This window comes from Peribacillus sp. NPDC097264, from assembly GCF_050277925.1.
Taxonomy (GTDB): Bacteria; Bacillota; Bacilli; order Bacillales; family DSM-1321; genus Peribacillus.
Genome location: NZ_JBNNSR010000005.1, coordinates 230,509 through 256,947, shown reverse-complemented (window position 1 = coordinate 256,947; position 26,439 = coordinate 230,509). Strand labels below are relative to the sequence as shown.

The window sequence follows — 26,439 nt, the reverse complement described above, 5'->3', positions numbered from 1 at the left end:
ATTTCTATGTAAAATCTCATAAATGCTTTAAGTAACTCTTTTTTCCTAGATAATTCAAAAGTGCTTTTATATAAAGCGATAGTTGGAGGTAAACTTGCGGATCGTTTTGGTTCAAAAGTCGTACTCGTCTCCTTTTTAATCCTGGGGGGTTCGGGACACTCACGATGTTAAGCTTTAAACCAAGCATGTTCATGCTTTATTTGCTCCTAGCCATGGCAGGAGGAACGACAACAGGTATACAAATCATTACGAATGCCTATGTATCACAGTATTACCCAAATGAAATTGTCCCTTCAGGTCAATTTCTTGGCCTTTGCCATTCCTTGTATTATCGCAGCGATAGCGATATGGTTCATACAAGAAAAATTCAGCAATGCAGCACTAAGTACAGTAAAGAAAGTAAGTTAACAGAGTATTGTATGATTAGTATCACTTTAGAGTAAAACGTAATGATAAAATATCCGGTCAGTGTTATGATTAACTCTATCATTTCATTTGGAGGATAAAACATGAACATAATCGTATTTGGGGCTTCAGGTAAAACAGGAAAATTGGTTGTGGAGCAAGCACTAAATTTACAGCACGAAGTAACAGCCTTTGTAAGGAACCCAACTAAGCTGCAATTGAATCATCCGAACTTGCATATCATTCAAGGGGATGCTCTAGAAGAAGAGGCGGTACAAAAGGCCATATCGGGCAAAGATGTGGTCATATCATGCCTAGGCTCAAGCAGTGGGTTGGGAAAGACGACCGTTCTACATGAAATGACGCAGAATATTGTCAATGGAATGAAAGTCAACAATGTTTCAAGAATCATTTATATGGCGTCAGCGGGTATTGAAAAAGAAATCCCAGGATTAATTGGGAAGTTGACAATGAAGATGTTGGGGAATGTATTGGAAGATCATCGTAATGCAGTGGATGTTATTAAAGCAAACAATTTGACATGGACCGTGGCAAGACCGATGGGGTTATCTGATAATCCGCCTACTGGTTCGTATCGGGAAGAGCATCAAGGTGTACCAAAAGGAAGCCGTAGCATTTCCCGTGCAGATGTTGCCGATTTCATAACACGAGCACTCACGGATGATAAATATTTAAATCAATCTGTTGCTTTAGGGAACTAAAGGGGTTAATAGCCCTTTAGTTTTTTTAGTTTCTTGGTGCCCATAGGATGATGGATGCCCCGATTACACAAATGATAGCGCCAATCCAATCATATAAATCAGGTGTTTTCTTATCTATTCCCCATCCCCATAAAACCGATAATACGATAAAAACGCCACCATATGCTGCATATACACGTCCAAAAGTAGGGAATGTTTGAAATGTGGCAATAATGCCATATAAAATAAGTGCAATTCCTCCGGCCAATCCAAAATAAATGGATTTTCCTTCTCGTAGCCACATCCAGATAAGATATCCGCCACCAATCTCGGCCAGACCAGCCATAAGAAATATAGGGATGGTCACAATCATATGTATCCCTCACTTTCTTCATTGAATTCTATCATAACTTGTATAACGTTGGCAGACTTTGCTACCTATGTTTTAGGAGCATCAACTCCATCTCCTTTTCTTCGATCCATGGGTCATTCACTGAATTCTAACCAATGAATATTCAAATGAATTATTGGATTGCATTTCAAGTACAAAGGGTACTAGAACTAAAACGGAATCATAGTATCCTAGTTAAGGAGATGCAATCATGAAAACCAAATCATATGCTTATATGCTAGCCATATTGCATGCCAGCATTGTTGGCTTATCCTTTTTGTTTACAAAGATGGCAATCGCCGAATCGAACCCACTTGATACGTTGGCGTTCCGTTTCAGCATTTCTTTCGCCGTTATATTAGTTTTGGTCGCATTAAAAGTTATTAAGGTGAGCTATACAATTGAGTCAATCAAAAAACTGCTTCCATTATCATTAATGTTTCCCACCCTTTTCTTTGTCTTTCAAACTTTCGGACTTAAATATTCCCAATCCACGGATGCCGGAATCTTATCGGCTATCACCCCAATCATTACAGTCATCATTGCGGGATACTTTCTAAAGGAAAGAACCTCTCTTTATCAAAACATCTCTATTGTTTTATCGGTAGTAGGGGTCATTTTCATTTTCCTTATGAAAGGAAGTACGATGAATGCCTCTGATTTGCTCGGTATGGGATTAATCCTTCTATCTTGTTTAGCGACAGCAGGATATACGACGATGACATGGTCCTTGGCAAAGGAATATACGCCTGGTGAAATGTCCTTCTTCATGATGGGAACAGGTTTCATCCTTTTTAACCTGGCTGCAATCATATCTCATATGAGCAAGGGAACGATGCCGGAATTCATTTCACCATGGTCAAGTATGGAATTTGTCGGTTCTATCTTATATTTAGGAATCTTGGCTTCGTTGGTCACGTCGATGCTTTCGAACACGATATTATCAAAAATCAAGGCTTCTCAAATGAGTGTCTTTGCAAATCTATCGACAGTGGTGACCATTATTGCAGGAGCACTCTTTCTTAATGAAAAAATTACGATTTTCGATATAGTGGGTTCAGGTTTAATTATCCTGGGCGTGTTCGGTACCAACTATTTTGGGGAGAGGAAAGATCACCCTATTAAAATGAAACTTCATTTTGATAAGAAAGAGCATAGTGTAAAATGAAAAAATCAGCTTATCCTCAATAAAGAGATAAGCTGATTTTATTTCCACCATATTGTGTCAGGGAATTCCATTCCGCCAATGTGAACAGGCTCGCCGATTTTTGGGGTGGCTACTTGTACGGTTTTTTCCTTGGCAGCTTTTGTCACCCTTTCAATGGGGTCTGTCCAATCATGAAGAGATAAAGTGAAGCCTGCCCAATGAATGGGAATCATTAGTTTTCCTTTTACGTCGATAGTTGCTTGGACCGTTTCTTCAGGCATCATATGAATGGTGGACCATCGTTCATCATACTGTCCGCATTCCATTAATGTAAGATCGAAGGGACCGTATTTTTCGCCGATTTCTCTAAAATGTGTGCCGTACCCGCTATCACCGCTGAAAAAGACCTTATCTTCTTTTCCGTATATCACCCATGAACACCAAAGTGTAGAATTTCTATCATTTAAACTTCTCCCGGAAAAGTGTCTTGCTGGCGTACAGACTAAATGGAGTCCGTCGTAGAATACTTCATCCCACCAGTTGTGTTCCTGTATCTTTTCCTTCGATACACCCCACTTCACCAAATGGTCTCCTACCCCTAGGGGAACAATGAATTGACCGACATTATCTTTTAATTTCTTTATGGAATAGTAATCTAAATGATCATAGTGGTCATGCGAGAGAATGACAGCATCAATCGGTGGAAGGTTTTCCAAATCGATTGGCAAGTCACCGCTAAATCTCTTGTTTCCAAACATCGGAAAAGGAGTAGGGGCTTTACCAAACATTGGATCCACCAATAAAGTTTTACCGTCCAACTCAAGCATGAAGGCTGAATGTCCATACCAGGTGATTTTATTGGCGTCTTTGTATGATCGGACCGTCGAATCAATCAAAATGGGAACGGCAGGTCGTCTGTTTGGATTTCCTTTCATATACTCCCGAAGTATGGAGCCAGTATGTTTAAGGCTCATCATCTGACTCGCAGGAATTTGATTGATGAATTGCCCATTCTTAAAATTTTCTTTCGTACTGAAGTTTTTGATTCTTTTCTTTGATGCACGTCTTCCTAGTGGAGGATAAAGACTTATAAAAAGTATCCCGGTTAATAGGATGGACATGAAAATTCTTAAAGTTTTCAGCATATATGTTCCTCCTGAATATTTAGGGATTTATTCTGAACTAATCATAACATAAAAATTGGTAATCACTCACTGGAGTGGTTCTGAATGAAACGCGTGAGGGTCGCTGTTCAAGTGCAAATGTAAACAGCAATCCCCACTTATACTTTCTCTTTGATTGCAGGGAAAAGAGGGAGACATCCTGAATATAATTTATATAAGAATTATAGAAGCTGAAAAAAGGGTAGGAGGATAAAAACAGTGTTGATGTTTTTCAGAGTCTTTGTATGGGCCGTATTTATTGCATTATTAGTTTATGTGGTTTTATCCTGGAGGTATAAAGATAAAATCAGCATGAAAATAGAAGCCATTCGAAAAACATGGTATGTCATTTTCATATTGGGGGCTTTAATATACTGGAGTTTTTATCCGACGAGCATTTTTGATGAGTGGAAGAATTTCCTCATTGTCGCCGTTCTGTTTGTGCTGATAGATATGTTCGTATTTTTGAGCATGTATATATCAAAAATTGGCGATAATGAGCTCTCCTATGCAACTAAAGCGGTTGCGGAAAGCGATAAGTTATTATCGGATAATCGGGAAAAGGTCAAAAATATGTTTTACCTTTTGAAAAAAGAAGGGATTCCGGAGTTTTATCAGACGAATGAGGAATACCTGGCCTACTTGCATATCATGCTTCAGGCTTATGCAGCCAAGGAAGGGATGAATGTCAAAATTATTCCTTTTAAAACGGAACAAGACAAGAACTTGATGTTAAAAGCTTACCCGACCTTGTCTGGAAGTACGATCCGTGCTACATTGGAAAGAGAAGATACGTATTACAATGATGAAGAGAAAATGGCGCTTCAGCCCGTTAATGTTTTGACATTTCCTTATATTTTAGAGATAAGATCGGAAAGCTTCGTGTCAGAAGTGGATTGTTTATTAATAGCATTATTGATCATGATGTTCGATATGGTCATAAAACAAAATTAAGGGGAGTTGGTTGAATGAGCATTTATGATAAAGCTGGAAGCAATGTTTCCGTCGCTGTAATTAAACCCCAGGTCAAAATTCCCGATGTGGCTTTAAGTCCACATACAAAAAAGGTGATGAAACAAAATGAACGTGTTATCCTGAACCATAAAGAAAAGACAACACGTTTGAACAAATTGAGGGATGTCCTCTAGAAAGAAGGAGGCTTGGGATTGATGATATTTTAAGGGCACCTGCATATACTATTTTATAATGATAAATAGGAAGGGTCCTTTAGATATGAACAAGAAACCTGTGAGAGTAGACATCCCAGCCCCTTCAGCATCGCCATCCGAAAACAGGATACATAAAAAAAATGCTGAATTGTTGAATGTTTTGCGTAAGTTGAAAACGAAACGTTGGTTTTTTATACGGTAATTCAAAAAAGTGTGGGTGATTACAATCATCCACACTTTTTTGAATTACGAATCAAGTAGGATAATATTCAATATGTTTTTTGCCTTCTTTAGCAACATACATAGAATGGTCCGCTTTTTTCAGTAACGTAACCATGTCGTCCCCATGGACCGGGTAAACGCTTATCCCCATACTTGCAGAAATCAAATGTTCTTTCCCACCGACTTGAATAGGCATGGAAGATAATTGTTTTAAAAGGAGTTCGGCTGTCTGTTTTGTGCTTTTTATTCTATCCTCAGTGCGTAATAAATTAACAAATTCATCCCCACCAATTCGAGCGACATAACTATTGTCAGGTGAAGATTTCAAAAGACACTCCGCGGTCCTTTTAATGACACTATCTCCAAAATCATGACCAAAAGTATCATTGAAATATTTAAAATTGTCGAGATCGATATAAAGGAGGGACATTTCGTTATAAATTTCATCCTTATTATATTCAAAATAGTTATAAATGTAGTTACGGTTATAGAGACCAGTCAAAGAATCCCTGATTATTCCATTCTCGATGTTGACCGTTTGACTGATCAGCGATGCCAAGGAGCTAAGTAGCACTACATCATACTCTTTAAATTCATAAGGTTTAAGATCGAATGCACATAATGTTCCGATGATTTTATCCTCATTTTTAATAGGAGCACCCATGTAGCATCCATTTTTAATCCTATCCAATATGAGGTGATTACATGTCAGGGTACTATTTTTTATATCGTTAATAACTACGGGTTCCATTTTATTCTCGACGACCAGGTTACAAAGAACTTCATTAAAGGGTATGGTATCGCCGGTCTTGATTAGATTTGCTTTCCGATTGAAGGACTTGACGATAAAGCTTTGGGATTGTTCGAAAACCGTGAGCACGAATGTATTGACTTTAATCGTATGAGCTAGTAATTCTAAGACTTCATTAGCGATGGAATCAAAATTCTTGTAGTAATTAATGTCGTGGTGAATCATTTTCTGAATCCCCTTTCCATAAGTCAGGTTGTTTGCTGGGTTCTATATGGGTGATTTATCATGGGTTGAATCTATTTATATAAATGACGGTATGTTCGTCGCGTTAGCTCATTGCTAATTCGAGGTTACTATCACGAAAAATGGATACAGTTTTGATTGAAATTTGTTAGTATTAGTTTAAACCATCATTATAAATGTAGAAGTTACATAGCTTATTGTAGACAGAGTCACCATTTACTGTACATGTAATGGAAGTAATACCATTAATCTATCATACATGTCATATTTTATCACTATTTGCATCATAGCACTTCCTTTGTGCTTTCTCACAGTTCCGATAAAATGGCTTATCGTGCTGATTTTAAAAAAACTTTTGGAAAGGATAATAAATAAGAAGATTCAAAAGGGGATTATCATGGGAAAATTAGAAAATATACACCCACTTTCAATTGAACAGACAAAGCAAAAATTACTCCAAGATATCGACCGCTATGTAGAAAATAAAGATGTAATGCCGACCTTTGAAACATACCTTTCAGATCGGATGTCTTATATCGAACAGATTTGGATGAATGTTTGGTTAAATAAAGCGTCCAATGACGTTCCGAGAAAAGAAAAGAAAGTATTTTTAAAAGGCAGGGGATTCGTTACAGAAGGGACAGATCATAAGCATATCAACCATTTGTTTCGAAATGAGTTAAGGACGTATCACCCTTTTGATACAATATCCTGGCTGGAGGAGACCTTTTCCGAAAACGATCAAGATTGGGAACAGAGATATGTGAACGCAAGGGAAGTCTTCTTTAAAAGGCAAGAGGAACAAAAGCTAGCACATAAGCGGTGGCTGGTACAGGAAAAGCTTGAAAATGAAGCGTACACTTTTTTAGAAAATAACTCTCTGCTAGTTTATTTACATGTCCGTTATTATATATCAGGCAAAATTGCCACTGATCTTCTTAATAAGCCGAAATTTCAGTCTGTAGAACCGTATCTACTTGAAGAACGGTTGATTGAGGAGGGATCATTCGAATCTACCGATTACCTTATGGTGACTGATTTCTTCGATGAACTGACGGGGGATATTCATTCTACTTTTGATTGGGGTAAAAGTCGTTACGAGTATGAAAATTATTTCTATCGTTATGAACGGTTGGTATTAGACTTTATCTTTGAATATATACCTAAAAAGGTTCTTGAGAACTTGACTACAGAAGTGTTGAACGATTATTCAGAAACCTTAGGGGATATCGTCACCCCGGAGATCCTTAAAGAGTTACTTCAAGAGGATTTGACAGATTTGTCACAGGCTTGTTTCGACGAACTTCAAGAAGAATACCTATCTGACTTACTGAAGCTTGCCCAGATTCCCTTTGATGAATCTGTTCATAAAGAGATTTTTGAAAGGGACGAGGCAACCAGGGAACGAAAAAAAGCAGAAGCGCTGGCAGAAGCTGCTCGAAAGAAGGAAGAAGAGAAAAGAATCCTTGACGACATTTTTGGAAAGGCCTATACACCATCATTAGGACTAAAGGTCAAATACATTTTACACGTTGGAGACACGAATACAGGAAAGACACACCAGGCCCTGGAGAAAATGAAAAAGGCCGAGAGCGGATTGTATCTTGCACCACTTAGGCTTCTTGCTCTGGAAGTGTTTGATAAGCTGAATGCAGACGGTGTGCTTTGCTCATTAAAAACGGGAGAAGAAGAAAAGCTGGTAAATGGGGCACAGCATATCTCTTGTACGGTTGAGATGTTTCATGAGAAGGACTACTATGATGTAATTGTCATTGATGAAGCTCAAATGATAGCGGACAAGGACCGTGGATTTTCTTGGTATAGAGCGATTACGAAAGCAAATGCAAAAGAAGTACACATTATAGGAAGTAGAAATATTCAAAAGATGCTGCTGAATTTACTTGATGAAACGGATTTGGAGATTTATGAATATAGTCGGGAAATACCGTTAGAAATAGAACCGAAAGAATTCGAATTGAAAAATACCAAGAAAGGGGACGCCCTTATTTGCTTTTCAAGAAGGCAAGTACTCGAAACGGCCTCACGTGTGCAAGCTAGTGGGCATAGGGTCAGCATGATTTATGGGAGTATGCCACCAGAAAACAGAAAAAGGCAAATTGAGCTTTTTAATCGGGGGGAGACATCCGTCGTTGTTTCAACTGACGCAATTGGGATGGGATTGAATTTACCGATTCGCCGTATCGTTTTTCTTGAAAATGAGAAATTTGACGGGACGAGAAGAAGAAGGCTGACTTCTCAAGAAGTAAAACAGATAGCAGGGCGTGCTGGAAGAAAAGGGATTTATGACACGGGTAAAGTAGCATTCACGGGCGACATAAAAATCATGAGGAAATTACTTGAACAGGTAGATGAGCCGGTTCAAACCTTTACGATTGCCCCGACCTCTTCGGTATTTGAACGGTTTCAGAGGTACTACAGGAATTTAGGGACATTCTTTGAGTTATGGGAAAAGTTCACTCCGCCAAATGGAACAAAAAAAGCATCACTTTCGGAAGAGCGGGAGCTTTATGAACTGATCCGTGAGACTGAAATCGAAGCTCGTTTTTCATTAATGGACCTATATGGTTTCCTGCATTTACCTTTTTCGGCAAAAGAACCTCGCCTTATTCGCCAATGGCTAGAAACCGTAGAAGCAATTGCTGAGAGTAGCGAACTTCCCGATCCCTTTATAAGGACTAGGAACTTAGAGGAGTTGGAACTATCTTATAAAGCAATAGGTCTTCATCTTTTGTTTCTATATAGGATGGGTAAGAGAACCGAGGCTGTCTATTGGGAACGGGTGCGGGAAGAAATCAGTAATGGCGTTCATGATCAGTTGAAAGATGAAATAATCAATTATCAGAAAAAGTGTAAGCGCTGTGGAAAACAGCTTCCAGATACCTCGCGTTTTCAAATATGTGACGCTTGTTATCATAATGGCCATAGAAAAAATCGAAAATATTAAGGAAATAATAAAGAAAAACCCCGGATATGGTACACCTTTACATGGTGGCAGATATACGGGGTTTTTGAGTTGAATTCATTTTTTTCGATTGGACTTTGCAATCAAGGCAGCTTGATGCTTCATTCGATTATCCGCTTTTTTGTCATGAACAACCAAAATGGCATGAATTAGGCCTGGAACGTAGAAAAATAAGGTGAGAATCAAGTTAAGCAAGGCTTGAATTGGTTTACCGACCAATAAGACGGCTAGAGGAGGAAAAAGAATGGCGATTAAATATAGAATATTGATCACTCTCCAAAATTAAAAGTAGATACCCCTAATATAACACTTAACCTATTTCGGTGCTATGAATGGGGTTGGGAATTTTCTATAGAGGTCCCACTGTCGTGTAAAGCCTTCGAATGAAAGTTCTTGATATGATTAGGGAATTGCCTGGGAAATGGGAAACCAAGATATTTGACCCATTAGAAAAAGATATGGACAACATATCCATAGGATAGGGATATATGAAACAGAGCCACTTGCGTTACTAGTTATTTCAATGAAGTGAGCAATCAGCCTCCATTCATTTTATTACGTATCTGTTCAAGGATTAATTCCAACTCTTCAACAGGAAGCTCTGCAAGGGAACTTTTAATTTTTTCTTCAACCCGTTTTCGGTCAAGCTCGCGGTATTGATCCCACCATTCCCTCAAACCATCCGTATTTTCCAATAAGTACTCGATGTCAATTTCTTCTTGCTCGTCGTCGGATAAATACCTCATGACGGCTCCTAATAATCGATTGAGTCGAGTTACCTCGTTTTCTTTCTCTTTCTTATCTATAGTCGATACTTTTTTTCCCTTATCGTTCTCACCGGAAACTTTTTGATTTGCCATGCACATTACCCTCCTGTTTTAAGACTAGTATTCCTAAAATAGCCAAGTTTAATAATTTTGAGGATGGAGGGATGCAAAGTATGAGAATTCAAGTGAAATGCCAAATGATAATTTTAACATAAACCTCGGTAGAATATATTATTTGATCTTTCAACTCATAGTAAAGTTAAAATAAGTTAACAGCAATTATTAGGGAGAAAAAGAATCCAAATTATAAAGGGATAGAGCACCTATCCCTTTGCATGAGGTTATGCTGCAAGTTTCCTGCATTCTTCTGCACAAGTTAAGCAAGCCTCGGCACATTTCTGACAATGTTCATGATCATGCTTTTTACATTCATTCCCGCAACTTTCACAAATCTTAGCACAGGTAACTGCCAATTCAGAAACGAATGGTGTATTTCTTCCTAATGCTTGTTCCAAGTATGAACACATATCCGCGCATTCTCGATCCAAGCGGATGCACTCGGCCATCATCTTTACGTTCTCTTCTTTTAAGCAAGCATCAAAACAATGGTTGCATGCAGTCATGCATTCGTGCAAAGTTTGAATGACTGACTGATAATTTTCGTGTGACATAAGTAAGTTCCTTCTTAGTGGTTATCTCATATTGTCTACATCTATTTCCTTAATAACAATTTTCAAAACATGAATAGCCAAACAGATTAAGTACAGACATAGTCGAACATAGCAAAAAATCCAGGTTGAGAAGAACAGGGCAAGCAAAATCTTTTAACGGAATGAATAGGGAAGCTAGTGCATAAATTTAAAGAAAAGGAGGTTGCTTGCATGTATATTAAATTAAGCGTGGCTAGTGTTTCCGGAGCTGTCGTCTATTTGATTTATAATTTAAACAAGACGCTTCGAAAAGGAATGGGTACGCTTGAGGAAACCAATAAAACCCTAGAAGAGGTAAGAAAGGCGGTTCATGGGTTAACAGATGAATCCAAACAATTAATCCATACCGCGAACCAAATTACCGTTGATGTAAAAGGGAAAATGAGTAATGTAGATCCGTTATTGGAATCGGCCCAAGATGTTGGCGAAATGATTCATAACGTCACCAGTACCATCAAAGAAGGAAGCAGGACCGATTCAGAAATTCCTTCAAATCCGACTGCTCCTAATAACCAGCCAGAGGGAGTACACATCAAAATCAAATAAAAGATTTCATATTAGGACCATGCACCCCGAGAATTACTAACATATACATCTAAACTACGGCAATATGCATGTAATGAATTTTTTGAGTTTAAGGGGGATTTTTTCATGGTTATGGAATATAGCGTCGCAGCAATCGCATTGGCTTTCATTTGGTTGGTTGTTTTCTTGATTGGTACATTACAAAAAGTGATGGTGACGTTAGGGGAGGCAAATAAAACATTGATTGATGTGAGAGGAGCGATACAGGACCTTTCATCCGAATCAAAACAACTTATTCATACAGCGAACGATATCACTGTGGATGTGAAAGGGAAGATCAAAACAGTGGAACCATTATTCGACTCGGCCCAAGACGTCGGGGAAGCCATTCATTCAGTGACGGATACGGTTAAAAAAGCTACAAATACCTATAATACAAAGCTTTCACCCAAAAAAAGCAATCCTACTAAACCCAAAAGTAATATTAGATAGCACAAAATCTTCTTCTTATTCTTTCTACATACATCTCATTTACCTCATAGAACAAAAAGACACTTCCAAATTGGGTAGTGTCTTTCCTTTATTAATCTCATTATTTAATTGTCCAATCTTCTTCTATGGATTTAATTGAATGAATAACCCGTATTAGAATCTGAGACAAGAAAGTTTATTTGTAGCCACTCGATTAAGTGGATTAATTATTTCTCGCTTTTACTACTCGAATCGTTACCATTGGCTTTGGAATCATTGCCATGTTTGACGCCCTTACTTACGTACGGCTTGGCACTCTTTTTCTTATTGGCTCCCGTTTTCCAACGATTCCAACCCTTCTTGCCCGTACCTGTTCCTGTTCCCTTACCTGTTCCACTCTTAGCTTTAGCCTTGCTCATGAAATCACTCCATTAATAGTCTATGCTTAGTTTAAACCACATTGCTTGATTAATACCCAAGTATGTTGAAATATACATCAAATAGCGGCATAAGTACAGGAAAAGGGTCAAATATTTTTCAAAATCCTTATAGATCAGTATCTAGAAATAGGTTACGTGTACAAGCATTAGGCAAGATGGTTGGGATATTGAATGGCCAAATCGTCCAAACAATCCATTATTAATAAACGTTTTGTTTGGATTTCGTCAACCAGAGACTTATTCCGATTTTTTTACAGATGGTTAAGTAGTGCATAAATGTAATTAAAACAGCACCTGTATTCATACCCAAGATAACGCCTTCCATATTAAGGACAGCTTGAGAGCCAAGAATATACATGAGTGTAAAGGAAACAATATGCGCCCACACAGTATGGATGAATGCATCTTTGACTAGACCTAATCCAATGAGGTAGGCTTGCATCGGTATGATGAAAAAGTGGAAAAGGAAATAAGGACAAAGCATTTTCAAATAAAGAGAAGCCGTTGTGGAAGAAAAGAAGAGTGCTGTCAGAGGTTCCGCAAATAAATAGATAATGAGCACGGCTGGGACTCCATACATAACCGTAAACCACATTGATTTTTGTAACAGGACTCTAAGCTTTTCTTTATCCTGATTTTTGTGAGCTTCCGATACAGTCGGAATAAGCATGATCATTAGAGAATGAGCAATAAATGCCGGAAAGAAACCTATAGTCATCGCGACACCCGTTAACATCCCAAAGTGCTCGGTTGCAAGAACGGCACCAAACCCCGCTGAAAGAAGCGCAGCATGAATAAGAAAGGGTTGAATGGCATTAGTGATTGCATGAAAGATTCTAAGTCCCATAGTTGGGAGGGATACCTCCAAAAGCTTTTGCCGGGCATGTTTACCTGTGGTCCTTAAATTCGTACCACGCCCCATGATCCGAACTTGAAGGATCAGTATGCTGATCAAGTATAAGAATACAAGAAATTCACTTCCTACCAATACGAAAAAGGCCATTAACAAAGACTTTTCCTGGTTAAATTGAAACAAGTTGAAGATGAGGAGCAACAGGCCGAACTGAAAAATCTTCTTTAAAAAGTTTGAGATTGCAATTTTGCTCATTTGTTGTACACCCATAAAATAACCTCTTGCAATCGAGGAAAATGCGACGATAGGTATCAAACCGATCAGCATCCATTTTATATATGGGTGAAACCCGTCCATTATTGAAGAAAATGAAAGGATAAAAGGAAGGATGATACACATGATCAGCACGACCACAGTTGCCAATTTGAAGGCATGAAGCAGTAAATTATAATGTAATGCAGGTTTGTTTTCAGCGACAAACTTGGCAATCGAAACATGCAATTCAAAACTGGCAATTACATATATCAGAAAGAATACAGGCAAAATGGACATGTAAAGCCCCATGCCTTCCTCTTGTAGTTCCCTGGCGAGAATCATGTTTACAAAAAACTCGATACATTCACCAAAAAACGCTGCGACTATCAAGATGAGCGTTCCTTTATAAAAAGATTGCATGCTGTCACACTCCTCAAAAGGTGTTTGTATAAATATATGAGACAGGCACCGGAATATTCATATTGAAGGATGACATGACATGGCATGCTATCCATACAGTTCAAAATGACAGCATGTAGCCATGGTGATGATAAAGTGTGTAAAAGTAACTATGTTATGTCCTTTGTAATCTAACTAATATTTTGCTATCCTGTATTCAGAGGAGATGTTAAAAATGAAATTTTCAGCGATTGACCATTCGAACCTAGACGAATTATGTATTGCATTTGAAAGCTGTTTGACCCAAAATCATATTTCATTCAAATATGTTGACATGACTGAAGAAAATGGAGTTATCTCGTTCATATTCTGTAACAACCTCGAGTATGCCCGATCTGTTGAATTGGACGGAAAACAGTTTATCGGTTTAGAAACGGATTACATAGCAAATGAAATATTGGTGCCTATTTTACCTAGATTAAAAGAATTCTCACAAGAATGAACTCCTCTAAATTGAGGAGTTTTTATTTTGATCCGTTTTCTTATATAAGCAATCAGGCAAGAAAATTTTAATTACTCTAGTTCAAAAGAAGGGTAAAGTTAATGCTTATTGAATATATGTAATAGGATGGGTATTACCTGCTCTTTCATTAGCTCCATGTTATACATCTCATTTTTATATATCTTAATAGTAAATCTTGAGCGGTTACGTATTTCAATGGGGAGGTATTCATGCAAAAAAATATAGATGGTAAGCAAAACGAAACAAAAAGACCAAATAGCCAGTCGAGTGGTAACATGCCAACTCTTCCCTGGTCAAACAAAATAAATAACTTTTTGGTGCTTTGCATCTATGAATCAAACAACCAATATAATGATTTTCATAAAATGTATCACATTCATAAGGCTAAAGGCCGGACAGGTTTTCAAACATTTAAAGAAGGGTTTAGTACATCTTTTGTTATTTGGGAAGAGGCATACAAAAAAAATGAAGAGTTGTTTTTTAAACTAAGGATTACAGCACGAAATGAAACCGTTTCACAGATAGCACAGAATGTTGTGTTTTACCTTATAAGCAGATATGAGAAGTTGTCTTCAAAAAGCGAGGCTGTTTTTAATGATAAACAATTAATTGAAGATTCCATTTATCAAATGGAAAACAAGTTAAAAACAGATACCTTTTTGGCTAAGGAGACTGTTTGGGTCAATTTTTATAGTTGGTTTAGAAATCAGATAAAGGATTGGATTATTGAGGAAATTGCTGGTTTGTTAGGCACTAATCATTTGGCAAGACTGGATAATGATGAGCTGAATAAACTATTCTATCAACAACTTACGGATAAATTCGCTAAAGACACCGATTTTGTATTGAAATTAATTGATATCGTAAATGGCTATGTACAAGAATGGGTTAAATTAATCATCATTCATTTCAATCTGGAATCTTGTTCTGTAAAAAAAATAGAAGAGTTTCTTTGTATTAAGAAAGATGGTTTTCGAACACCTGATTTATTATTAACAAATATCAGGGATTTTTCTTCAAGCTTTACTATCCAAGACCACTTACTGGTAATGAATAGTGCACCGTACCAGTCTGTCAGAGACGCCATTTATAAAAAGAACTTTCAAAAAATCGGAAATGCCCCATGGCCATCCACACCTATTCTTCGTGGAAACACAGAAGGATTTATACAAATTATCCCTATATTCAACCACTCTCTAAATATGGAACAGAGTATAGTCGACGAAGCATGGAACAGAGTACAATTATTGTCGGATGCGGATGTGGATGTATTCGATGCCCTTTGCAGCCTGTTTTTATCCAAGGCGAGAAACAATGAAGAAATTATAGAAATTCACCTGAGTGATTTACTATCCATAAGAGGCTTAAAACCTAAACTTGGTGGAGATGGGCGAAGAGGGGGATATGAAGCGAAACAACGAGAACAAGTTTTGAAATCGCTTACAAATATTCAGAGCATATGGATTAATATCCAAAAAGCAATCGTCTACGAAAAAGGTAAACCAGTTCATACAAGGTTGCAAGGACGGACATTTACTTTTATCGACCGTAAGGGGGAAGAATACTCCATTTCGGAGGAAACATGTAAGAAAAAGATTTCCTTTACAATTGATCGGGTTTTCGCGAAGTTCTTGAATGGATCTGGCAGGCAGGTTGCACTTCTTTCAATTAAAGCTTTGCAATATAACCCTTATAAACAACTTTGGGAGAAACGACTTACTAGATATTTAAGCTGGCGTTGGAGGACACAAGCGAGAAAAGGAACCTTTTTACAGCCAAATAAAACAAGTACGCTCTTGGAATCTATTGGGGAAGAGATGAATATTCGAACTCCATCGCGTACGAGAGAACGTTTTGAAAAGGCTTTGGATAAGTTACTTGATGATGGAGTAATTGCATCATGGCATTATGAAAAGTGGGACGAGTCTATTGCGGATTTTAAAGGATGGGCGAATATTTGGTTGAATTCCATGATTTTAATAGAACCTCCGGAGATTATTAAGGATCAATATCGCTCAATTGAGAAAAAAAAGCCTATTGATGATTCGGAACAAAAACATTCTAACCAAAAGAATGAACAAATTGGTAAGCAAATAAGAAACACTAGAAAAGTGCTCAATCTTACCCTATATCAATTGGCAGAAGAACTAGAAATTTCTGCCCCTTACATTAGTAATATTGAGAGGGGAATTAAAATCCCATCAAAAAAAATTCGCATGAAAATGCTAAAATGGTTGGAAAAACATGAAACGGTTCATTAAACATAGTGGTTAAAATGCCGAATTCCGCTCATTAAATTCCTTTGAGCCAAAGAGTCCAATTCCTACACTACACTCTAATAAAAGGGAAGGAATTGGACTATAGCCCCCGAAGTAAGCAGGAGGGATTTGGCCCTAATGCAACTACTGTTTTCGGAGGGGTGAATGTTTCATATTGTCATATGTATTTAAACATATCGCTTCATTATTTATATTTGTATCCCTTATCATATCGTTACAACTAAACAATTATTTACTTATTGGTATATGGCTAATTACGTCTATTTTTATTTTTATAACCTTCGATAAATCTATGAAATCGTTTATTATCACAAGTATTCTATTTGGAGTTGGATTTTACGCTTATTTATATGCAATTACTCATTGGACGGTACAGTTTGAAACAAAGGAATTACGCATACTTTTCAGTAGAGTATCATTAATTCTAATTTTGGTCCCCTTATTCATTTTATCTTTCTTTTCCAAGTCTCCATTTATAGCATATTTGAAAAAACCACAATGGAATGAACTGATTTACTTTCCATTTATATGGTCCGGTTTTCACCGAACGAGTGTTAAGTTTTTTCTATTCATAGCATTAATCGTTAATACTATTGTCTTTACACCTTTCATTATTCAAAATGGTTGGTTCGCCATCAAAGAAATGTGGCTACTCACCATCATATTTTCAATAACAAATGCTGTATTAGAAGAACTTATTTGGAGAGGTAATCTGCTGAATCGGTTCTCAGAACTATTAGGTGAAAAATGGGCGGTCGTACTAACAAGTTTGGGTTTTGGATTGCAACATTATTCACTTGGAATTCCATGGGTTACTTGCATTGCATTTTCAATTGGAGGAATGTTTTATGGAGGGATTACTATCAAAGGCAGAAGTGTGATTCCTTCGATTCTTTGGCACTTTATTTTTAATATTCTTATGGTTTTAAGTGGTTTCCTATTGAACTAAGAAAAGGTACGAATTCAAGTATCACCAAGGAACAGTAGAAAAAATTTAATAGAGTTTATATAGGAAATCCTTAAACGGGGTTTCCTTTTTTATTTCAAACTAAAAAGTTAAGCGTTTATCTTGTTCAGATGTCGGGGCTATCCCCACGCATAGTCGGGGTTATATAGAACGTAATTTTTTTAGTGTCTCCTTGTATTCCTTGCTGCATCAAGGTTAAATGAAAGGTTTTACATGAATTAACCTCCTAATGTTTATATGAATTTAGCGATAGTTAATTTTCTTATCTTTTTTTCTCTACATGTAAGATGAAAACAGAGAAATGATTTATACATTACGAGGTTGGGGGAGAATGTATGACAAATGAAAATCAAATAGATCTTTCACATCAATCGCTTGATCCTTTATTTAATCCTAGGTCTGTAGCCATACTAGGTGCATCTGCGAATAAATATAAGATTGGTAATCTACAAGTGAAGACACTTTTGGATGGGAAATTTATCGGAGAGATTTATCCAATCAATCGCAAAGCGAAGGAGATTGAAGGATTAAAATGTTACCCTTCCTTATTGGATGTACCAAACGATATTGACTTGGCCATATTTTGTTTAAATGCCGAACAAGTACAGCAAGGGTTAGAAGAATGTGCAAAAAAGAATGTTAAAGCGGCCATCATTTTTTCTGCGGGCTTTTCTGAAACTGGACAGGAAGGCATTGAAAAGCAGAAGGTGCTCACAGAGATTGCCCAAAAGAATGGTATTCGAATAGTCGGTCCCAACTGCGTTGGGTTAGTTAATTTGTCTAATGGATTAATCGGGACGTTTTCACCTGCGATATTATCAGTTCCGTTGGATGGCCAACAAGGTGTGGGGTATGTCTCGCAAAGTGGGGCATTTGGTGTATTAACATATATGGCTGCTGCACAGAATGAACTAAGCTTTAACTACTTTGTGAGTGTCGGAAATGAAATGGAAACCGAGTTTTCGGATATCGTGGAATATATGATCCATGATCCAAAAATAAGCGTAATAAGTGGCTACTTGGAAGGATCTAAAAATCCAGAAAAGCTAAGAATTTTGGCTAAAGACGCACTGGACAAAAATAAACCAATTATTGTCATGAAAACAGGCAGAAGTATAGCAGGAAGTAGAGCTGCTGCTTCTCACACTGGTTCACTCGCTGGTTCGGATCATGTTTATGATGCATTCTTTACGCAATCCGGTATTGTCAGAGCTGATGATTATGAAGATATCATCTCTTTTTCAAAGTTATTTCTTTCCAATAAGTTGCCTAAAGGAAGAAATACAGTAATCATCACAAGTTCTGGAGGAAGAGGCATTAATGAAGCAGACCGTTGTGAAGCAAATGGTCTTACCATCATGCCTCTAAGTGAAAAAACAAAGGAAAAAATCATGCTTAATATTCCCACTTATGCAAGCGCTTCCAACCCAGTTGATTTAACAGCTGCTGCCTCTGTATCCAATCCAGAATTATTTATCGCTCCATTAAGGGCTCTTATTGAAGATCCTGAAGTAGATAATATTATTTTCACTGAGTTTCCTAATTATTGGGATGCTGATCATCCTTTGTTAAAAGAGTTTATAGGTCTTTGTAAAGCTTCCGACAAATTCATATTCATTACCTCTTTCCCACTGGTAGGCATGTCCATTCCTCAAGGCACAGCAGAGCTTGTTAAAAATGGGATTCCTGTTGTACCGGGTAATTTAAATCCAATCAGAGGATTTGCTAAATTAGTCGAATACAGTGAATATTATCGAAAAAATAAGGAGTTACATGCATTTGAACAACTTGAAATTCCTAAGTTGATAGAGAAGCAAGATATAGAAAAACTATTGCCTGCTGGCAAGACACTGAGTGAATCAGAAGCAAGCGCTATATTGGATCATTATCAAATTCCAACTACAAAGAGATCTTTAGCTACAACAGCTGAAGAAGCATCAAATTTTGCAACAAAAATGGGGTACCCAGTCGTTTTAAAAGTGGATTCCCCTGATATTCCACATAAAACAGAAGCAGATGCCATTCGATTGAATGTGAAAGACGAACAAGAAGTCGTAAAAGCTTTCACTGAAATAACCCGTAATGCACTGATGTATAAACCAGACGCTATAATCAATGGAATTTCCGTACAGGAAATGCTCCCCGAAGGTGTGGAAGTAATTATAGGGGCTAATAATGATCCGGTTTTTGGACCTGTTATCATGTTTGGTCTGGGAGGGATATTTGTAGAGGTCTTCAAAGATGTGTCACTTAGGGTTGCGCCAATTTCGAGAAAAGATGCTCATGAAATGATTGAAGAGATCAAGGGAAAAGCCATCCTTAAAGGAACGCGGGGAAAAGATCCGGTTCATATCGAATCCATTATTGATGTGTTACTAAAGGTTTCAGCCTTGGTCACTGATTATAAAGATTCCATCAAAGAGCTGGATATAAATCCTCTAATTGTTTATCGAGATGGAATTAAAGCAGCGGATGCGATGCTTGTTATCGGTAACGAATCTGAAGTGAAAACAACGATTAGGGGGTAGCAAACTATGGAGTTGGATTATTTAAAGGGTTTAACTGGAAATCAATTTGTATTTGAAGTCGAAAAAAGGCATATACGGCAATTTGCCGAAGCAATCGGTGATTTTAATCCTTTATATATCGATGAAGAGTATGCTGCAAAAACAATATATGGAGGCATTATTGCTCCTCCCACTTTCCCTATAGCAATAGGGCAAGATAGTGGAGAAAACTTGGATCTAAAGCTCGATCAAAGAAGAATGCTGCATGGTGAGCAGGAATTCATCTATGAACGCCCAATTCGTCCGGGGGATACACTATATTGCCAGATGAAGGTCTCTGATGTTTATGAACGTGAAGGAAAAAAAGGGCCTATGCAGTTCGTGGTTCTCGATACGGAAATCAGAGATGAAATGGGTAAATTGGTTGTGATAAGCCGTACGAATATTATCTATAGGCCCTTAAAAGCTAAATCATCTACAGTTTAAGTAGGGAATAATTGCTTATAAATAGTCGATTGGAGCAAAAGGAAGACTTCCAATGAGAGGAGTAAAGGGAAATGTTGAATTATGAAGGCTTACAAGAAGGACAAAGACTCAAGTCACTTACCAAGCCAAGTGTAACAAAAGTTCAATTAGTCAAATATGCAGGTGCTTCAGGGGACTTCAATCCGCTCCATACAGATGATGACTTTGCCAAAAAAGTAGGAATGCAAGGGGTGATTGCTCACGGAATGCTGGTCATGGGCTTTCTAGGGGAATATGTAATGAAATTGGCTGGGGATACCGCTATGCCAACGAACTTTAAAATGAGATTCGGTGCTATCACTGTACCCGGAGACCAAATTACCTGTTCAGCATTTGTGAAAAATGTGTATGAGAAAGAGGGAAAACGCTTTGTCAAACTGGATCTTATTGCAGAAAAAGAACCAGAGCATGTTGTAGGATCAGGGCAAGTCGTCTTGCAATTTCAATAGGGGTTGCTTTAGAAATCAAAAGGGAGGCTTTTTTATGGGAAGTATAAAAGATCGCTACGCCATTGTCGGAGTTGGGGAGAGTGAACGATCCAAGAATTCTGGAACAACGCCCCTTCATTTGGCATTGGATGCAGCACGGGCAGCATTGAATGATGCTGGTCTTCAAGCGAAAGATATTGATGGTTTCATGAGTTATTCCGAACATGATTCTTGCACTTCACATCAGTTAGCCACGTATTTAGGCGTTCGTCCGAAATATGTAAACGATATTATGGGTGGAGGAAGCAGCACGGAGATGTTAATTGCTGATGCTGTTGGTCTAATTGAAACAGGTCAATTAAATACGGTATTAATCTACCGCTCTATGAATGGGAGATCTGGCGTCCGAATGGGCGGGGGCGGTTGGGATGTGAATCTGCTCCAATCGGCCATTGAAGGTGGGAGCTTTATCATTCCTTACGGAGCGGGTAGCCCATCACAGTGGTTCGGACTTTTTGCGACTCGCCATATGCATGAAACCGGGTTGACCCAGGAGCATCTTGGACATGTCTGCACGAGCTTTTATGAGCATGCCCAAAGAAATCCAAAAGCATATTTTTACGGGAAACCGTTAACGATGGAAGAATATAAAAATACACCATATTTGAGTTACCCATTCAATAAGCACGACTTCTGCATGGAATCAGATGAAGCAAATGCAATCATCGTCACTTCAGCAGAGCGAGCTGAAAATGGTAAATCTAAACCAGTCTACATCATGGGCTTATCTGCAAGGCAATGTGTGTCACATGCCCATTATTGGAACAATTTAGATGAAGTCGCTTCTGACTATGTTGCACCTGAAGTATATAAAATGGCAGGAGTTAAACCCGAAGATATTCATGTTGCTTCCATTTATGACTGTTACAGCTGGGTGGTTCTACGTCAATTGGAGGCTTATGGATTCGCCCCACGAGGCGAAGTAGGGGATTTTGTAGCCGAAGGAAACTTGCGGATGGGTGGGAAATTACCATCGAATACTGCTGGAGGAATGTTATCAGAAGGCTATACACATGGGATGAACAACGTTTTGGAAATCGTTCGACAAGTCCGACATGAATATAAAGGGACAGATCGCCAGGTGGAAAATTGTGAAATAGGTATATGTACTGGCTGGGCTGGTCCTGATATCGCCGGAGCTATGATTCTTAGAAACTAGGAGGGAAAAAGATGGAATACCAAAAACCTATTCCGGTAAAAACCCAAGATAATACCCCATATTGGGATGGGGCAGATCGTCATGAACTGATTCTACAAAAGTGTAATAGCTGTCAGGAATATTCGCATCCTCCTGGACCAAGTTGTGCAAAATGCGGAAGTACGGAACTAAGTTGGGAAAGTCAAGGTAGTGACATAAACGGGAAAGTTTATTCGTATATCATTTCCTATCGTCCATTTCTACCAGGATTCCAAGATGATTTACCACTCATCATTGCAATTGTCGAATTAGATAAATTGCCTGATGTCAAATTAATCGGGAATATTCTGCAGTGTCCTACCGATGATGTTCATATCGGAATGCAGGTCAAGATGACTTGGGAGAAAATGACGGAAGAACGTTCTTTGCCACAATGGATTCAAGTATAGATCATTCAATTTAGACTGGTAAAAAAGGGGGAAAGAATCAATGGACTTTTCATTTTCAGCAAAGGAAGAAGAATTCCGGCATGAATTAAGAATGTGGCTTGAACAAAATTTACCTGAAGGTTGGTTAAATGGATCTAGCCAGGTTTCTAAGGATGAAAGTGAATATGCCGCTTTCTTAAGGGATTGGCAAAGGAAATTATATGAAGGTGGCTGGGCTGGGATAGCTTGGCCGAAAAAATATGGTGGCCGGGAAGCTACGTTGATGGAGGAAATTGTTTATCAACAGGAAATGGTTCGTGTTAAAGCACCGCCTCTTGTAAACTATGTAGGTCTTAATATGGTGGCTCCAACACTTATGCAGATTGGTACGGAAGAACAAAAAGAAAAGTATATCCAGAGAATCCTCACAGGAGAAGAAGTTTGGTGTCAAGGATACTCCGAGCCAAACGCTGGATCAGATTTATCAGCTATCCAAACGAGTGCAGTAAAAGATGGAGACCGTTGGATCATTAATGGTCAAAAGGTATGGACAAGCTTTGGGCATCTAGCGGATCGCTGCTTTTTACTTGCTAGAACAAATCGTTTTGATAAGAAACATAAAGGGATTACGGTGTTCCTCTTGGACATGAAACAGCCAGGTGTGGAAACCCGACCTATCATTCAAATGGATGGGCAGCATGATTTTAATGAAGTGTATTTAAATGACGCGATTGCATATGATGCTGAAATTGTTGGAGAAGTGGATGAAGGATGGAAGGTTTCAATTGCTCTCCTTATGCATGAGAGAACGGGTATAGGAGCACAGGTTTTCACATTGGAACAGCAATTCAATGACCTCGTATCATTGACAAAAGAATGGAAAGAGGATGACAAGCCGTTAATGGCCGATCCACTTGTTAGAAAAACGATGATAGATTTATATACTCGTTCCCGTGGTTCTTTATTAAATTATTATCGGAATTTAACGAAAACAATAAAAAATGGTTATCCAGGAGCCGAGGGTTCCATGGATAAATTATTAGTAAGTGAACTCACAAAGGACTTACTTTCTGAATCAATATCCCTGCAAGGTCATCAGGGAGTTCTATGGAAAGAAGATGCCATTTCAGGTCAGTCATATTGGCAAGATAATTATCTCTATTCATTCGGCCAGACAATTGGTGGAGGGACGAGTGAAATACAAAAGAATACAATTGCTGAAAGAATTCTAGGCTTACCGAAGGATATGGGACGCTAAGTCTAAATAGGGGTGATGAAAAATGGATTTTTCTTTAAATCAAGAACAAGAGATGTTTCGGGGGTATGTCCGAAAGTATTTAGATGATGCAGGTCAAACAAAGGCAGCTCGTGATTTTATCAAGGGTGATACAGAATCATTACTAGCCCTGCAAAGAGGAATGGCCGAATTAGGCTGTACTAGTATTAATATATCAGAAGAATATGAAGGAATGGGATTAGGACCTTTGGATTTAATACCTGTTCTTGAAGAATCCGGTCGTTCATTAGTACCAGGACTTTATTTAGAAACGAGTGCATTAGCTGTCCCCTTATTAGAAAAGTTCGGTACGGAAGAACAAAAAGAAAACTATCTACCCAATATAGCGAATGGGACTCAATCATTTTCTCTTGCATGGTTAGAGAGGGGCGGAAGTTATGGTCCTTCTGGAATTAATCTATCTGGAAAAGTAGAAAATGATCAAGTGATATTAAATGGGGTAAAATCGCTTGTTCCAGATGCCGAGTTAGCCGATCATTTTATCGTAACGGTCCGCACAGATATAGGAAAAGGTACAGAAGGGATTTCGTTAGTTATTGTCAATCGTACCGATCCCAATCTAACTATTCAAAACCAAAAAAACATGGATGAGACGCGCAGCTTAGGAAAGCTTACATTTAGTAACGTTAAAATTCCAAGAAATCAAATCCTCGGAACTCTTCACAAAGGCTGGGATGTTCTCCAAGAGGGTTTACTTTCCTTCAATGCTTCACTTTCAGCTGTAATAGTGGGAGCTATGGAGAAAGTAGTGGAGATGGCTACCGAGTACGCAAAAATTCGTGAACAGTTTGGCCAACCAATTGGAAGATTCCAGGCGATCAAACACAGAATAGTAGATATGAAGACAGACTTGGAAACGGCAAGATCTTTGGCATATTATGCGAATTGGGCATTGGAAAGTCATGCATCCGATCGTGTTCAGGGCATTGCTTGCGCAAGAATCTTTGCTACGGATGCCTTTACCCGTATCTCCGCTGATAATATACAAATTCATGGAGGAATTGGTTTTACAGAAGAAATGGATTGCCAGCTATTTGTAAAACGGGCCCGATTCTATGAGAATTATTTAGGCCGTACAGATCAGTTTTATAAACAAGCCGCAACAGCATTAGGGTGGTATGACGAAAGTGCGGTAATCATGCCTGTTTGAAATATATACTCATTTTGAAAGGCGGAGTTGAACTTTGAAAATAGCAAATGAAATTAGGGATTTTCAAAACATGATCAACGGGAAATTAATTCAATCTTCTTCCGGAAGACAAATAGAAAGTATCAATCCATCTACGGGAAAGGTATGGGCCACTATTCCTAACAGTACAGTCGAAGATGCCGAATCGGCAGTAAGGGCAGCAAGGCGTGCTTTTAAGGGCTGGTCTACCCTACCAGCTATGGAGCGGGCAAACTATTTGAGGAAAATTGGTGATCTGATTGTCCAACATGGTAAAGAACTTTCGGAGTTAGAGACTAGAGATAATGGGTGGGTCATTAGGGAAACGAGTTACGGACTCATTCCGAGTTTAGCAAGTTACTGGTACGATGCAGCAGGAGCGACAGCTGTAGGAAGTAAAGGAGATACTGTACAGTTGGGCTCATCGAGTGTTGGATATACACTACGGGAACCTTATGGGGTAGTTGTAGGAATACTTCCATGGAACTCCCCTCTTTTTACTTTTACCGTTAAAGCAGCTTATGCCCTTGCTGCTGGGAATACCGTCATAATCAAACCATCTGAACTGGCCTCTGTCGCGTCATTAAGGTACGGTGAGTTAATTAATGAGGTTCTTCCGCCTGGTACTCTGAATGTTGTTTCAGGGGATGGAGTGGAAGTAGGTAATACATTGGTCAGTCATCCTAACGTGAATAGAGTCAGCCTAACTGGATCCGGGACAACGGCCAGGGCAATTGCTCAATCAACGGCTAAAAATCCAAAGCCTATGACGTTTGAACTTGGAGGAAAATCAGCAAACATCGTCTTTGAGGATGCCGATCTTGAAAAAGCTGCACAAGGTGTTACACTCAATGGGATTTTCACTGGGAATGCAGGCCAACTATGTGTAGGTGGTTCCAGGATCCTTATTCAAAGATCGATTATTGATGAAATGGTGACCAAAATGAAAGAAGTGATCACCGAGTATATCCAACTAGGAGATCCGATGCATCCTGAAAGCGCCATGGGGCCAATTGCTAATGCCATACAATATGAAAAAGTGTGCTCGTATATAGAATTAGGTAAAAAAGAAGGGAGAGAAATTATCATCGGCGGTCGCCACGGAGGAAAGGATCTATTGCCGGATATGCCACATTTAGCGGAAGGTTACTGGATTGAGCCTACATTAATCAGGGTGGATAGGAACACCCTTCGAATTTGCCAGGAGGAAATATTCGGTCCGGTGGCGACCGTCATCCCTTTTGATACGGAAGATGAAGCGATTGCTATGGCCAATGATACTGAATTCGGTTTAGGAGCAGGCGTTTGGACGACCAACTTGAACCGGGCACACCGAATGATTCGGAAATTGGAGTCAGGAAATGTCTGGGTCAATACATACCGGACAGTAGGTCCTGAGTTGCCTTTCGGTGGACAAAAAAGTAGTGGATACGGTGTGGATTCTATTATGGAATTCACTCGTGAGAAAACATGTTATATTGATATCGGTTAATCTTCGAAGGTAATTGAAGTGGTTGGAGAAAG

Annotated in this window: 27 protein-coding genes; 19 read left to right on the top strand and 8 right to left on the bottom strand. The window is 38.6% G+C overall.

Annotated elements, in window-relative coordinates; translation table 11 throughout:
* Positions 1-164: 164 nt before the first annotated feature.
* Both ACQKL0_RS10015 and ACQKL0_RS10010 read left to right on the top strand, forming a co-directional pair.
* Positions 165-443 carry a hypothetical protein gene (locus ACQKL0_RS10015; protein WP_427687309.1) on the top strand — a complete coding sequence of 93 codons (279 nt, stop codon included), beginning with the start codon at positions 165-167 and terminating at the stop codon, positions 441-443.
* Between the two features lie 66 nt (positions 444-509).
* Entirely contained in the window at positions 510-1,127 is a 618-nt protein-coding gene (locus ACQKL0_RS10010) for an NAD(P)-dependent oxidoreductase (protein ID WP_403080125.1), read from the top strand.
* A 25-nt stretch (positions 1,128-1,152) separates the two neighbouring features.
* Here the strand turns inward: ACQKL0_RS10010 and ACQKL0_RS10005 are convergent, their stop codons facing one another.
* Positions 1,153-1,479, bottom strand: a complete 327-nt coding sequence (locus tag ACQKL0_RS10005) for a YnfA family protein (RefSeq protein WP_427687307.1) — start codon at positions 1,477-1,479, stop codon at positions 1,153-1,155.
* 229 nt (positions 1,480-1,708) lie between these two features.
* Here ACQKL0_RS10005 and ACQKL0_RS10000 point away from each other — a divergent pair, with 229 nt between their 5' ends.
* On the top strand, positions 1,709-2,665 hold the full coding sequence (locus ACQKL0_RS10000; protein ID WP_427687305.1) for a DMT family transporter: 957 nt from the start codon (positions 1,709-1,711) through the stop codon (positions 2,663-2,665).
* Between the two features lie 38 nt (positions 2,666-2,703).
* Here ACQKL0_RS10000 and ACQKL0_RS09995 read toward each other — a convergent pair whose 3' ends face one another.
* Positions 2,704-3,789, bottom strand: coding sequence for an MBL fold metallo-hydrolase (locus ACQKL0_RS09995; protein ID WP_427687303.1), 1,086 nt, complete (start codon positions 3,787-3,789; stop codon positions 2,704-2,706).
* Positions 3,790-4,032: 243 nt separating this feature from the next.
* Between ACQKL0_RS09995 and ACQKL0_RS09990 the strand changes: the two genes are divergently transcribed.
* Together ACQKL0_RS09990 and ACQKL0_RS09985 are read left to right on the top strand one after the other, a co-directional pair.
* Positions 4,033-4,761, top strand: coding sequence for a type II toxin-antitoxin system SpoIISA family toxin (locus tag ACQKL0_RS09990; protein ID WP_402873209.1), 729 nt, complete (start codon positions 4,033-4,035; stop codon positions 4,759-4,761).
* 14 nt (positions 4,762-4,775) lie between these two features.
* Complete coding sequence (locus tag ACQKL0_RS09985) at positions 4,776-4,955, top strand: hypothetical protein (RefSeq protein WP_402872807.1); 180 nt, start codon at positions 4,776-4,778, stop codon at positions 4,953-4,955.
* A 274-nt stretch (positions 4,956-5,229) separates the two neighbouring features.
* Here the strand turns inward: ACQKL0_RS09985 and ACQKL0_RS09980 are convergent, their stop codons facing one another.
* On the bottom strand, positions 5,230-6,174 hold the full coding sequence (locus ACQKL0_RS09980) for a sensor domain-containing diguanylate cyclase (RefSeq protein WP_427687301.1): 945 nt from the start codon (positions 6,172-6,174) through the stop codon (positions 5,230-5,232).
* 415 nt (positions 6,175-6,589) lie between these two features.
* Between ACQKL0_RS09980 and ACQKL0_RS09975 the strand changes: the two genes are divergently transcribed.
* Positions 6,590-9,157, top strand: coding sequence for a DEAD/DEAH box helicase (locus ACQKL0_RS09975; protein WP_427687299.1), 2,568 nt, complete (start codon positions 6,590-6,592; stop codon positions 9,155-9,157).
* A 75-nt stretch (positions 9,158-9,232) separates the two neighbouring features.
* Here ACQKL0_RS09975 and ACQKL0_RS09970 read toward each other — a convergent pair whose 3' ends face one another.
* From ACQKL0_RS09970 to ACQKL0_RS09960, 3 genes are all read right to left on the bottom strand, one after another.
* Positions 9,233-9,439: a YqaE/Pmp3 family membrane protein gene (locus tag ACQKL0_RS09970; RefSeq protein ID WP_427687395.1), complete on the bottom strand. Its 207-nt coding sequence runs from the start codon at positions 9,437-9,439 to the stop codon at positions 9,233-9,235.
* Between the two features lie 272 nt (positions 9,440-9,711).
* The gene (locus tag ACQKL0_RS09965; RefSeq protein ID WP_407406747.1) at positions 9,712-10,035 is read right to left on the bottom strand and encodes a hypothetical protein; all 324 of its coding nucleotides are present in this window, start codon (positions 10,033-10,035) and stop codon (positions 9,712-9,714) included.
* A 248-nt stretch (positions 10,036-10,283) separates the two neighbouring features.
* The gene (locus tag ACQKL0_RS09960) at positions 10,284-10,613 is read right to left on the bottom strand and encodes a four-helix bundle copper-binding protein (RefSeq protein ID WP_427687296.1); all 330 of its coding nucleotides are present in this window, start codon (positions 10,611-10,613) and stop codon (positions 10,284-10,286) included.
* A 210-nt stretch (positions 10,614-10,823) separates the two neighbouring features.
* Here ACQKL0_RS09960 and ACQKL0_RS09955 point away from each other — a divergent pair, with 210 nt between their 5' ends.
* Positions 10,824-11,198 carry a DUF948 domain-containing protein gene (locus ACQKL0_RS09955; protein WP_402872818.1) on the top strand — a complete coding sequence of 125 codons (375 nt, stop codon included), beginning with the start codon at positions 10,824-10,826 and terminating at the stop codon, positions 11,196-11,198.
* Between the two features lie 105 nt (positions 11,199-11,303).
* On the top strand, positions 11,304-11,669 hold the full coding sequence (locus ACQKL0_RS09950) for a DUF948 domain-containing protein (protein WP_402872821.1): 366 nt from the start codon (positions 11,304-11,306) through the stop codon (positions 11,667-11,669).
* Between the two features lie 206 nt (positions 11,670-11,875).
* Here the strand turns inward: ACQKL0_RS09950 and ACQKL0_RS09945 are convergent, their stop codons facing one another.
* The gene (locus ACQKL0_RS09945) at positions 11,876-12,067 is read right to left on the bottom strand and encodes a DUF3934 family protein (protein WP_402872824.1); all 192 of its coding nucleotides are present in this window, start codon (positions 12,065-12,067) and stop codon (positions 11,876-11,878) included.
* A 220-nt stretch (positions 12,068-12,287) separates the two neighbouring features.
* The gene (locus ACQKL0_RS09940; protein WP_427687294.1) at positions 12,288-13,616 is read right to left on the bottom strand and encodes a polysaccharide biosynthesis protein; all 1,329 of its coding nucleotides are present in this window, start codon (positions 13,614-13,616) and stop codon (positions 12,288-12,290) included.
* 214 nt (positions 13,617-13,830) lie between these two features.
* On the opposite strand from ACQKL0_RS09940, the gene ACQKL0_RS09935 reads away from it, so the two are divergent.
* The 11 genes from ACQKL0_RS09935 to ACQKL0_RS09885 all read left to right on the top strand — a co-directional run bounded on the left by ACQKL0_RS09935 (position 13,831) and on the right by ACQKL0_RS09885 (position 26,407).
* A complete protein-coding gene (locus ACQKL0_RS09935; protein ID WP_427687292.1) occupies positions 13,831-14,097 on the top strand; it encodes a hypothetical protein in 267 nt (88 codons plus the stop codon).
* Positions 14,098-14,327: 230 nt separating this feature from the next.
* Positions 14,328-16,379 carry a helix-turn-helix domain-containing protein gene (locus ACQKL0_RS09930; protein WP_427687290.1) on the top strand — a complete coding sequence of 684 codons (2,052 nt, stop codon included), beginning with the start codon at positions 14,328-14,330 and terminating at the stop codon, positions 16,377-16,379.
* A gap of 172 nt (positions 16,380-16,551) precedes the next feature.
* A complete protein-coding gene (locus ACQKL0_RS09925; RefSeq protein WP_427687288.1) occupies positions 16,552-17,346 on the top strand; it encodes a CPBP family intramembrane glutamic endopeptidase in 795 nt (264 codons plus the stop codon).
* A gap of 353 nt (positions 17,347-17,699) precedes the next feature.
* The gene (locus ACQKL0_RS09920; RefSeq protein WP_427687286.1) at positions 17,700-19,892 is read left to right on the top strand and encodes an acetate--CoA ligase family protein; all 2,193 of its coding nucleotides are present in this window, start codon (positions 17,700-17,702) and stop codon (positions 19,890-19,892) included.
* 6 nt (positions 19,893-19,898) lie between these two features.
* Positions 19,899-20,357 (top strand): MaoC family dehydratase N-terminal domain-containing protein, encoded by a 459-nt coding sequence (locus ACQKL0_RS09915; RefSeq protein WP_427687284.1) that lies wholly within the window; start codon positions 19,899-19,901, stop codon positions 20,355-20,357.
* Between the two features lie 71 nt (positions 20,358-20,428).
* Complete coding sequence (locus ACQKL0_RS09910) at positions 20,429-20,845, top strand: MaoC/PaaZ C-terminal domain-containing protein (protein ID WP_402872843.1); 417 nt, start codon at positions 20,429-20,431, stop codon at positions 20,843-20,845.
* A gap of 34 nt (positions 20,846-20,879) precedes the next feature.
* Positions 20,880-22,043 carry a thiolase C-terminal domain-containing protein gene (locus tag ACQKL0_RS09905; protein ID WP_427687282.1) on the top strand — a complete coding sequence of 388 codons (1,164 nt, stop codon included), beginning with the start codon at positions 20,880-20,882 and terminating at the stop codon, positions 22,041-22,043.
* A gap of 11 nt (positions 22,044-22,054) precedes the next feature.
* A complete protein-coding gene (locus ACQKL0_RS09900) occupies positions 22,055-22,471 on the top strand; it encodes a Zn-ribbon domain-containing OB-fold protein (protein WP_427687280.1) in 417 nt (138 codons plus the stop codon).
* A 40-nt stretch (positions 22,472-22,511) separates the two neighbouring features.
* The gene (locus ACQKL0_RS09895; RefSeq protein WP_427687278.1) at positions 22,512-23,708 is read left to right on the top strand and encodes an acyl-CoA dehydrogenase family protein; all 1,197 of its coding nucleotides are present in this window, start codon (positions 22,512-22,514) and stop codon (positions 23,706-23,708) included.
* Between the two features lie 22 nt (positions 23,709-23,730).
* A complete protein-coding gene (locus ACQKL0_RS09890) occupies positions 23,731-24,897 on the top strand; it encodes an acyl-CoA dehydrogenase family protein (RefSeq protein WP_427687276.1) in 1,167 nt (388 codons plus the stop codon).
* Positions 24,898-24,931: 34 nt separating this feature from the next.
* A complete protein-coding gene (locus ACQKL0_RS09885; protein ID WP_427687274.1) occupies positions 24,932-26,407 on the top strand; it encodes an aldehyde dehydrogenase family protein in 1,476 nt (491 codons plus the stop codon).
* Positions 26,408-26,439: the final 32 nt, after the last annotated feature.

Bases quoted from the DNA above. Each gene is read 5' to 3' on its own strand.
- ACQKL0_RS10015 (WP_427687309.1), top strand. From the start codon at position 165: ATGTTAAGCTTTAAACCAAGCATGTTCATGCTTTATTTGCTCCTAGCC.
- ACQKL0_RS10010 (WP_403080125.1), top strand. From the start codon at position 510: ATGAACATAATCGTATTTGGGGCTTCAGGTAAAACAGGAAAATTGGTT.
- ACQKL0_RS10005 (WP_427687307.1), bottom strand. From the start codon at position 1,479: ATGATTGTGACCATCCCTATATTTCTTATGGCTGGTCTGGCCGAGATT.
- ACQKL0_RS10000 (WP_427687305.1), top strand. From the start codon at position 1,709: ATGAAAACCAAATCATATGCTTATATGCTAGCCATATTGCATGCCAGC.
- ACQKL0_RS09995 (WP_427687303.1), bottom strand. From the start codon at position 3,789: ATGCTGAAAACTTTAAGAATTTTCATGTCCATCCTATTAACCGGGATA.
- ACQKL0_RS09990 (WP_402873209.1), top strand. From the start codon at position 4,033: ATGTTTTTCAGAGTCTTTGTATGGGCCGTATTTATTGCATTATTAGTT.
- ACQKL0_RS09985 (WP_402872807.1), top strand. From the start codon at position 4,776: ATGAGCATTTATGATAAAGCTGGAAGCAATGTTTCCGTCGCTGTAATT.
- ACQKL0_RS09980 (WP_427687301.1), bottom strand. From the start codon at position 6,174: ATGATTCACCACGACATTAATTACTACAAGAATTTTGATTCCATCGCT.
- ACQKL0_RS09975 (WP_427687299.1), top strand. From the start codon at position 6,590: ATGGGAAAATTAGAAAATATACACCCACTTTCAATTGAACAGACAAAG.
- ACQKL0_RS09965 (WP_407406747.1), bottom strand. From the start codon at position 10,035: ATGGCAAATCAAAAAGTTTCCGGTGAGAACGATAAGGGAAAAAAAGTA.
- ACQKL0_RS09960 (WP_427687296.1), bottom strand. From the start codon at position 10,613: ATGTCACACGAAAATTATCAGTCAGTCATTCAAACTTTGCACGAATGC.
- ACQKL0_RS09955 (WP_402872818.1), top strand. From the start codon at position 10,824: ATGTATATTAAATTAAGCGTGGCTAGTGTTTCCGGAGCTGTCGTCTAT.
- ACQKL0_RS09950 (WP_402872821.1), top strand. From the start codon at position 11,304: ATGGTTATGGAATATAGCGTCGCAGCAATCGCATTGGCTTTCATTTGG.
- ACQKL0_RS09945 (WP_402872824.1), bottom strand. From the start codon at position 12,067: ATGAGCAAGGCTAAAGCTAAGAGTGGAACAGGTAAGGGAACAGGAACA.
- ACQKL0_RS09940 (WP_427687294.1), bottom strand. From the start codon at position 13,616: ATGCAATCTTTTTATAAAGGAACGCTCATCTTGATAGTCGCAGCGTTT.
- ACQKL0_RS09935 (WP_427687292.1), top strand. From the start codon at position 13,831: ATGAAATTTTCAGCGATTGACCATTCGAACCTAGACGAATTATGTATT.
- ACQKL0_RS09930 (WP_427687290.1), top strand. From the start codon at position 14,328: ATGCAAAAAAATATAGATGGTAAGCAAAACGAAACAAAAAGACCAAAT.
- ACQKL0_RS09920 (WP_427687286.1), top strand. From the start codon at position 17,700: ATGACAAATGAAAATCAAATAGATCTTTCACATCAATCGCTTGATCCT.
- ACQKL0_RS09915 (WP_427687284.1), top strand. From the start codon at position 19,899: ATGGAGTTGGATTATTTAAAGGGTTTAACTGGAAATCAATTTGTATTT.
- ACQKL0_RS09910 (WP_402872843.1), top strand. From the start codon at position 20,429: ATGTTGAATTATGAAGGCTTACAAGAAGGACAAAGACTCAAGTCACTT.
- ACQKL0_RS09905 (WP_427687282.1), top strand. From the start codon at position 20,880: ATGGGAAGTATAAAAGATCGCTACGCCATTGTCGGAGTTGGGGAGAGT.
- ACQKL0_RS09900 (WP_427687280.1), top strand. From the start codon at position 22,055: ATGGAATACCAAAAACCTATTCCGGTAAAAACCCAAGATAATACCCCA.
- ACQKL0_RS09895 (WP_427687278.1), top strand. From the start codon at position 22,512: ATGGACTTTTCATTTTCAGCAAAGGAAGAAGAATTCCGGCATGAATTA.
- ACQKL0_RS09890 (WP_427687276.1), top strand. From the start codon at position 23,731: ATGGATTTTTCTTTAAATCAAGAACAAGAGATGTTTCGGGGGTATGTC.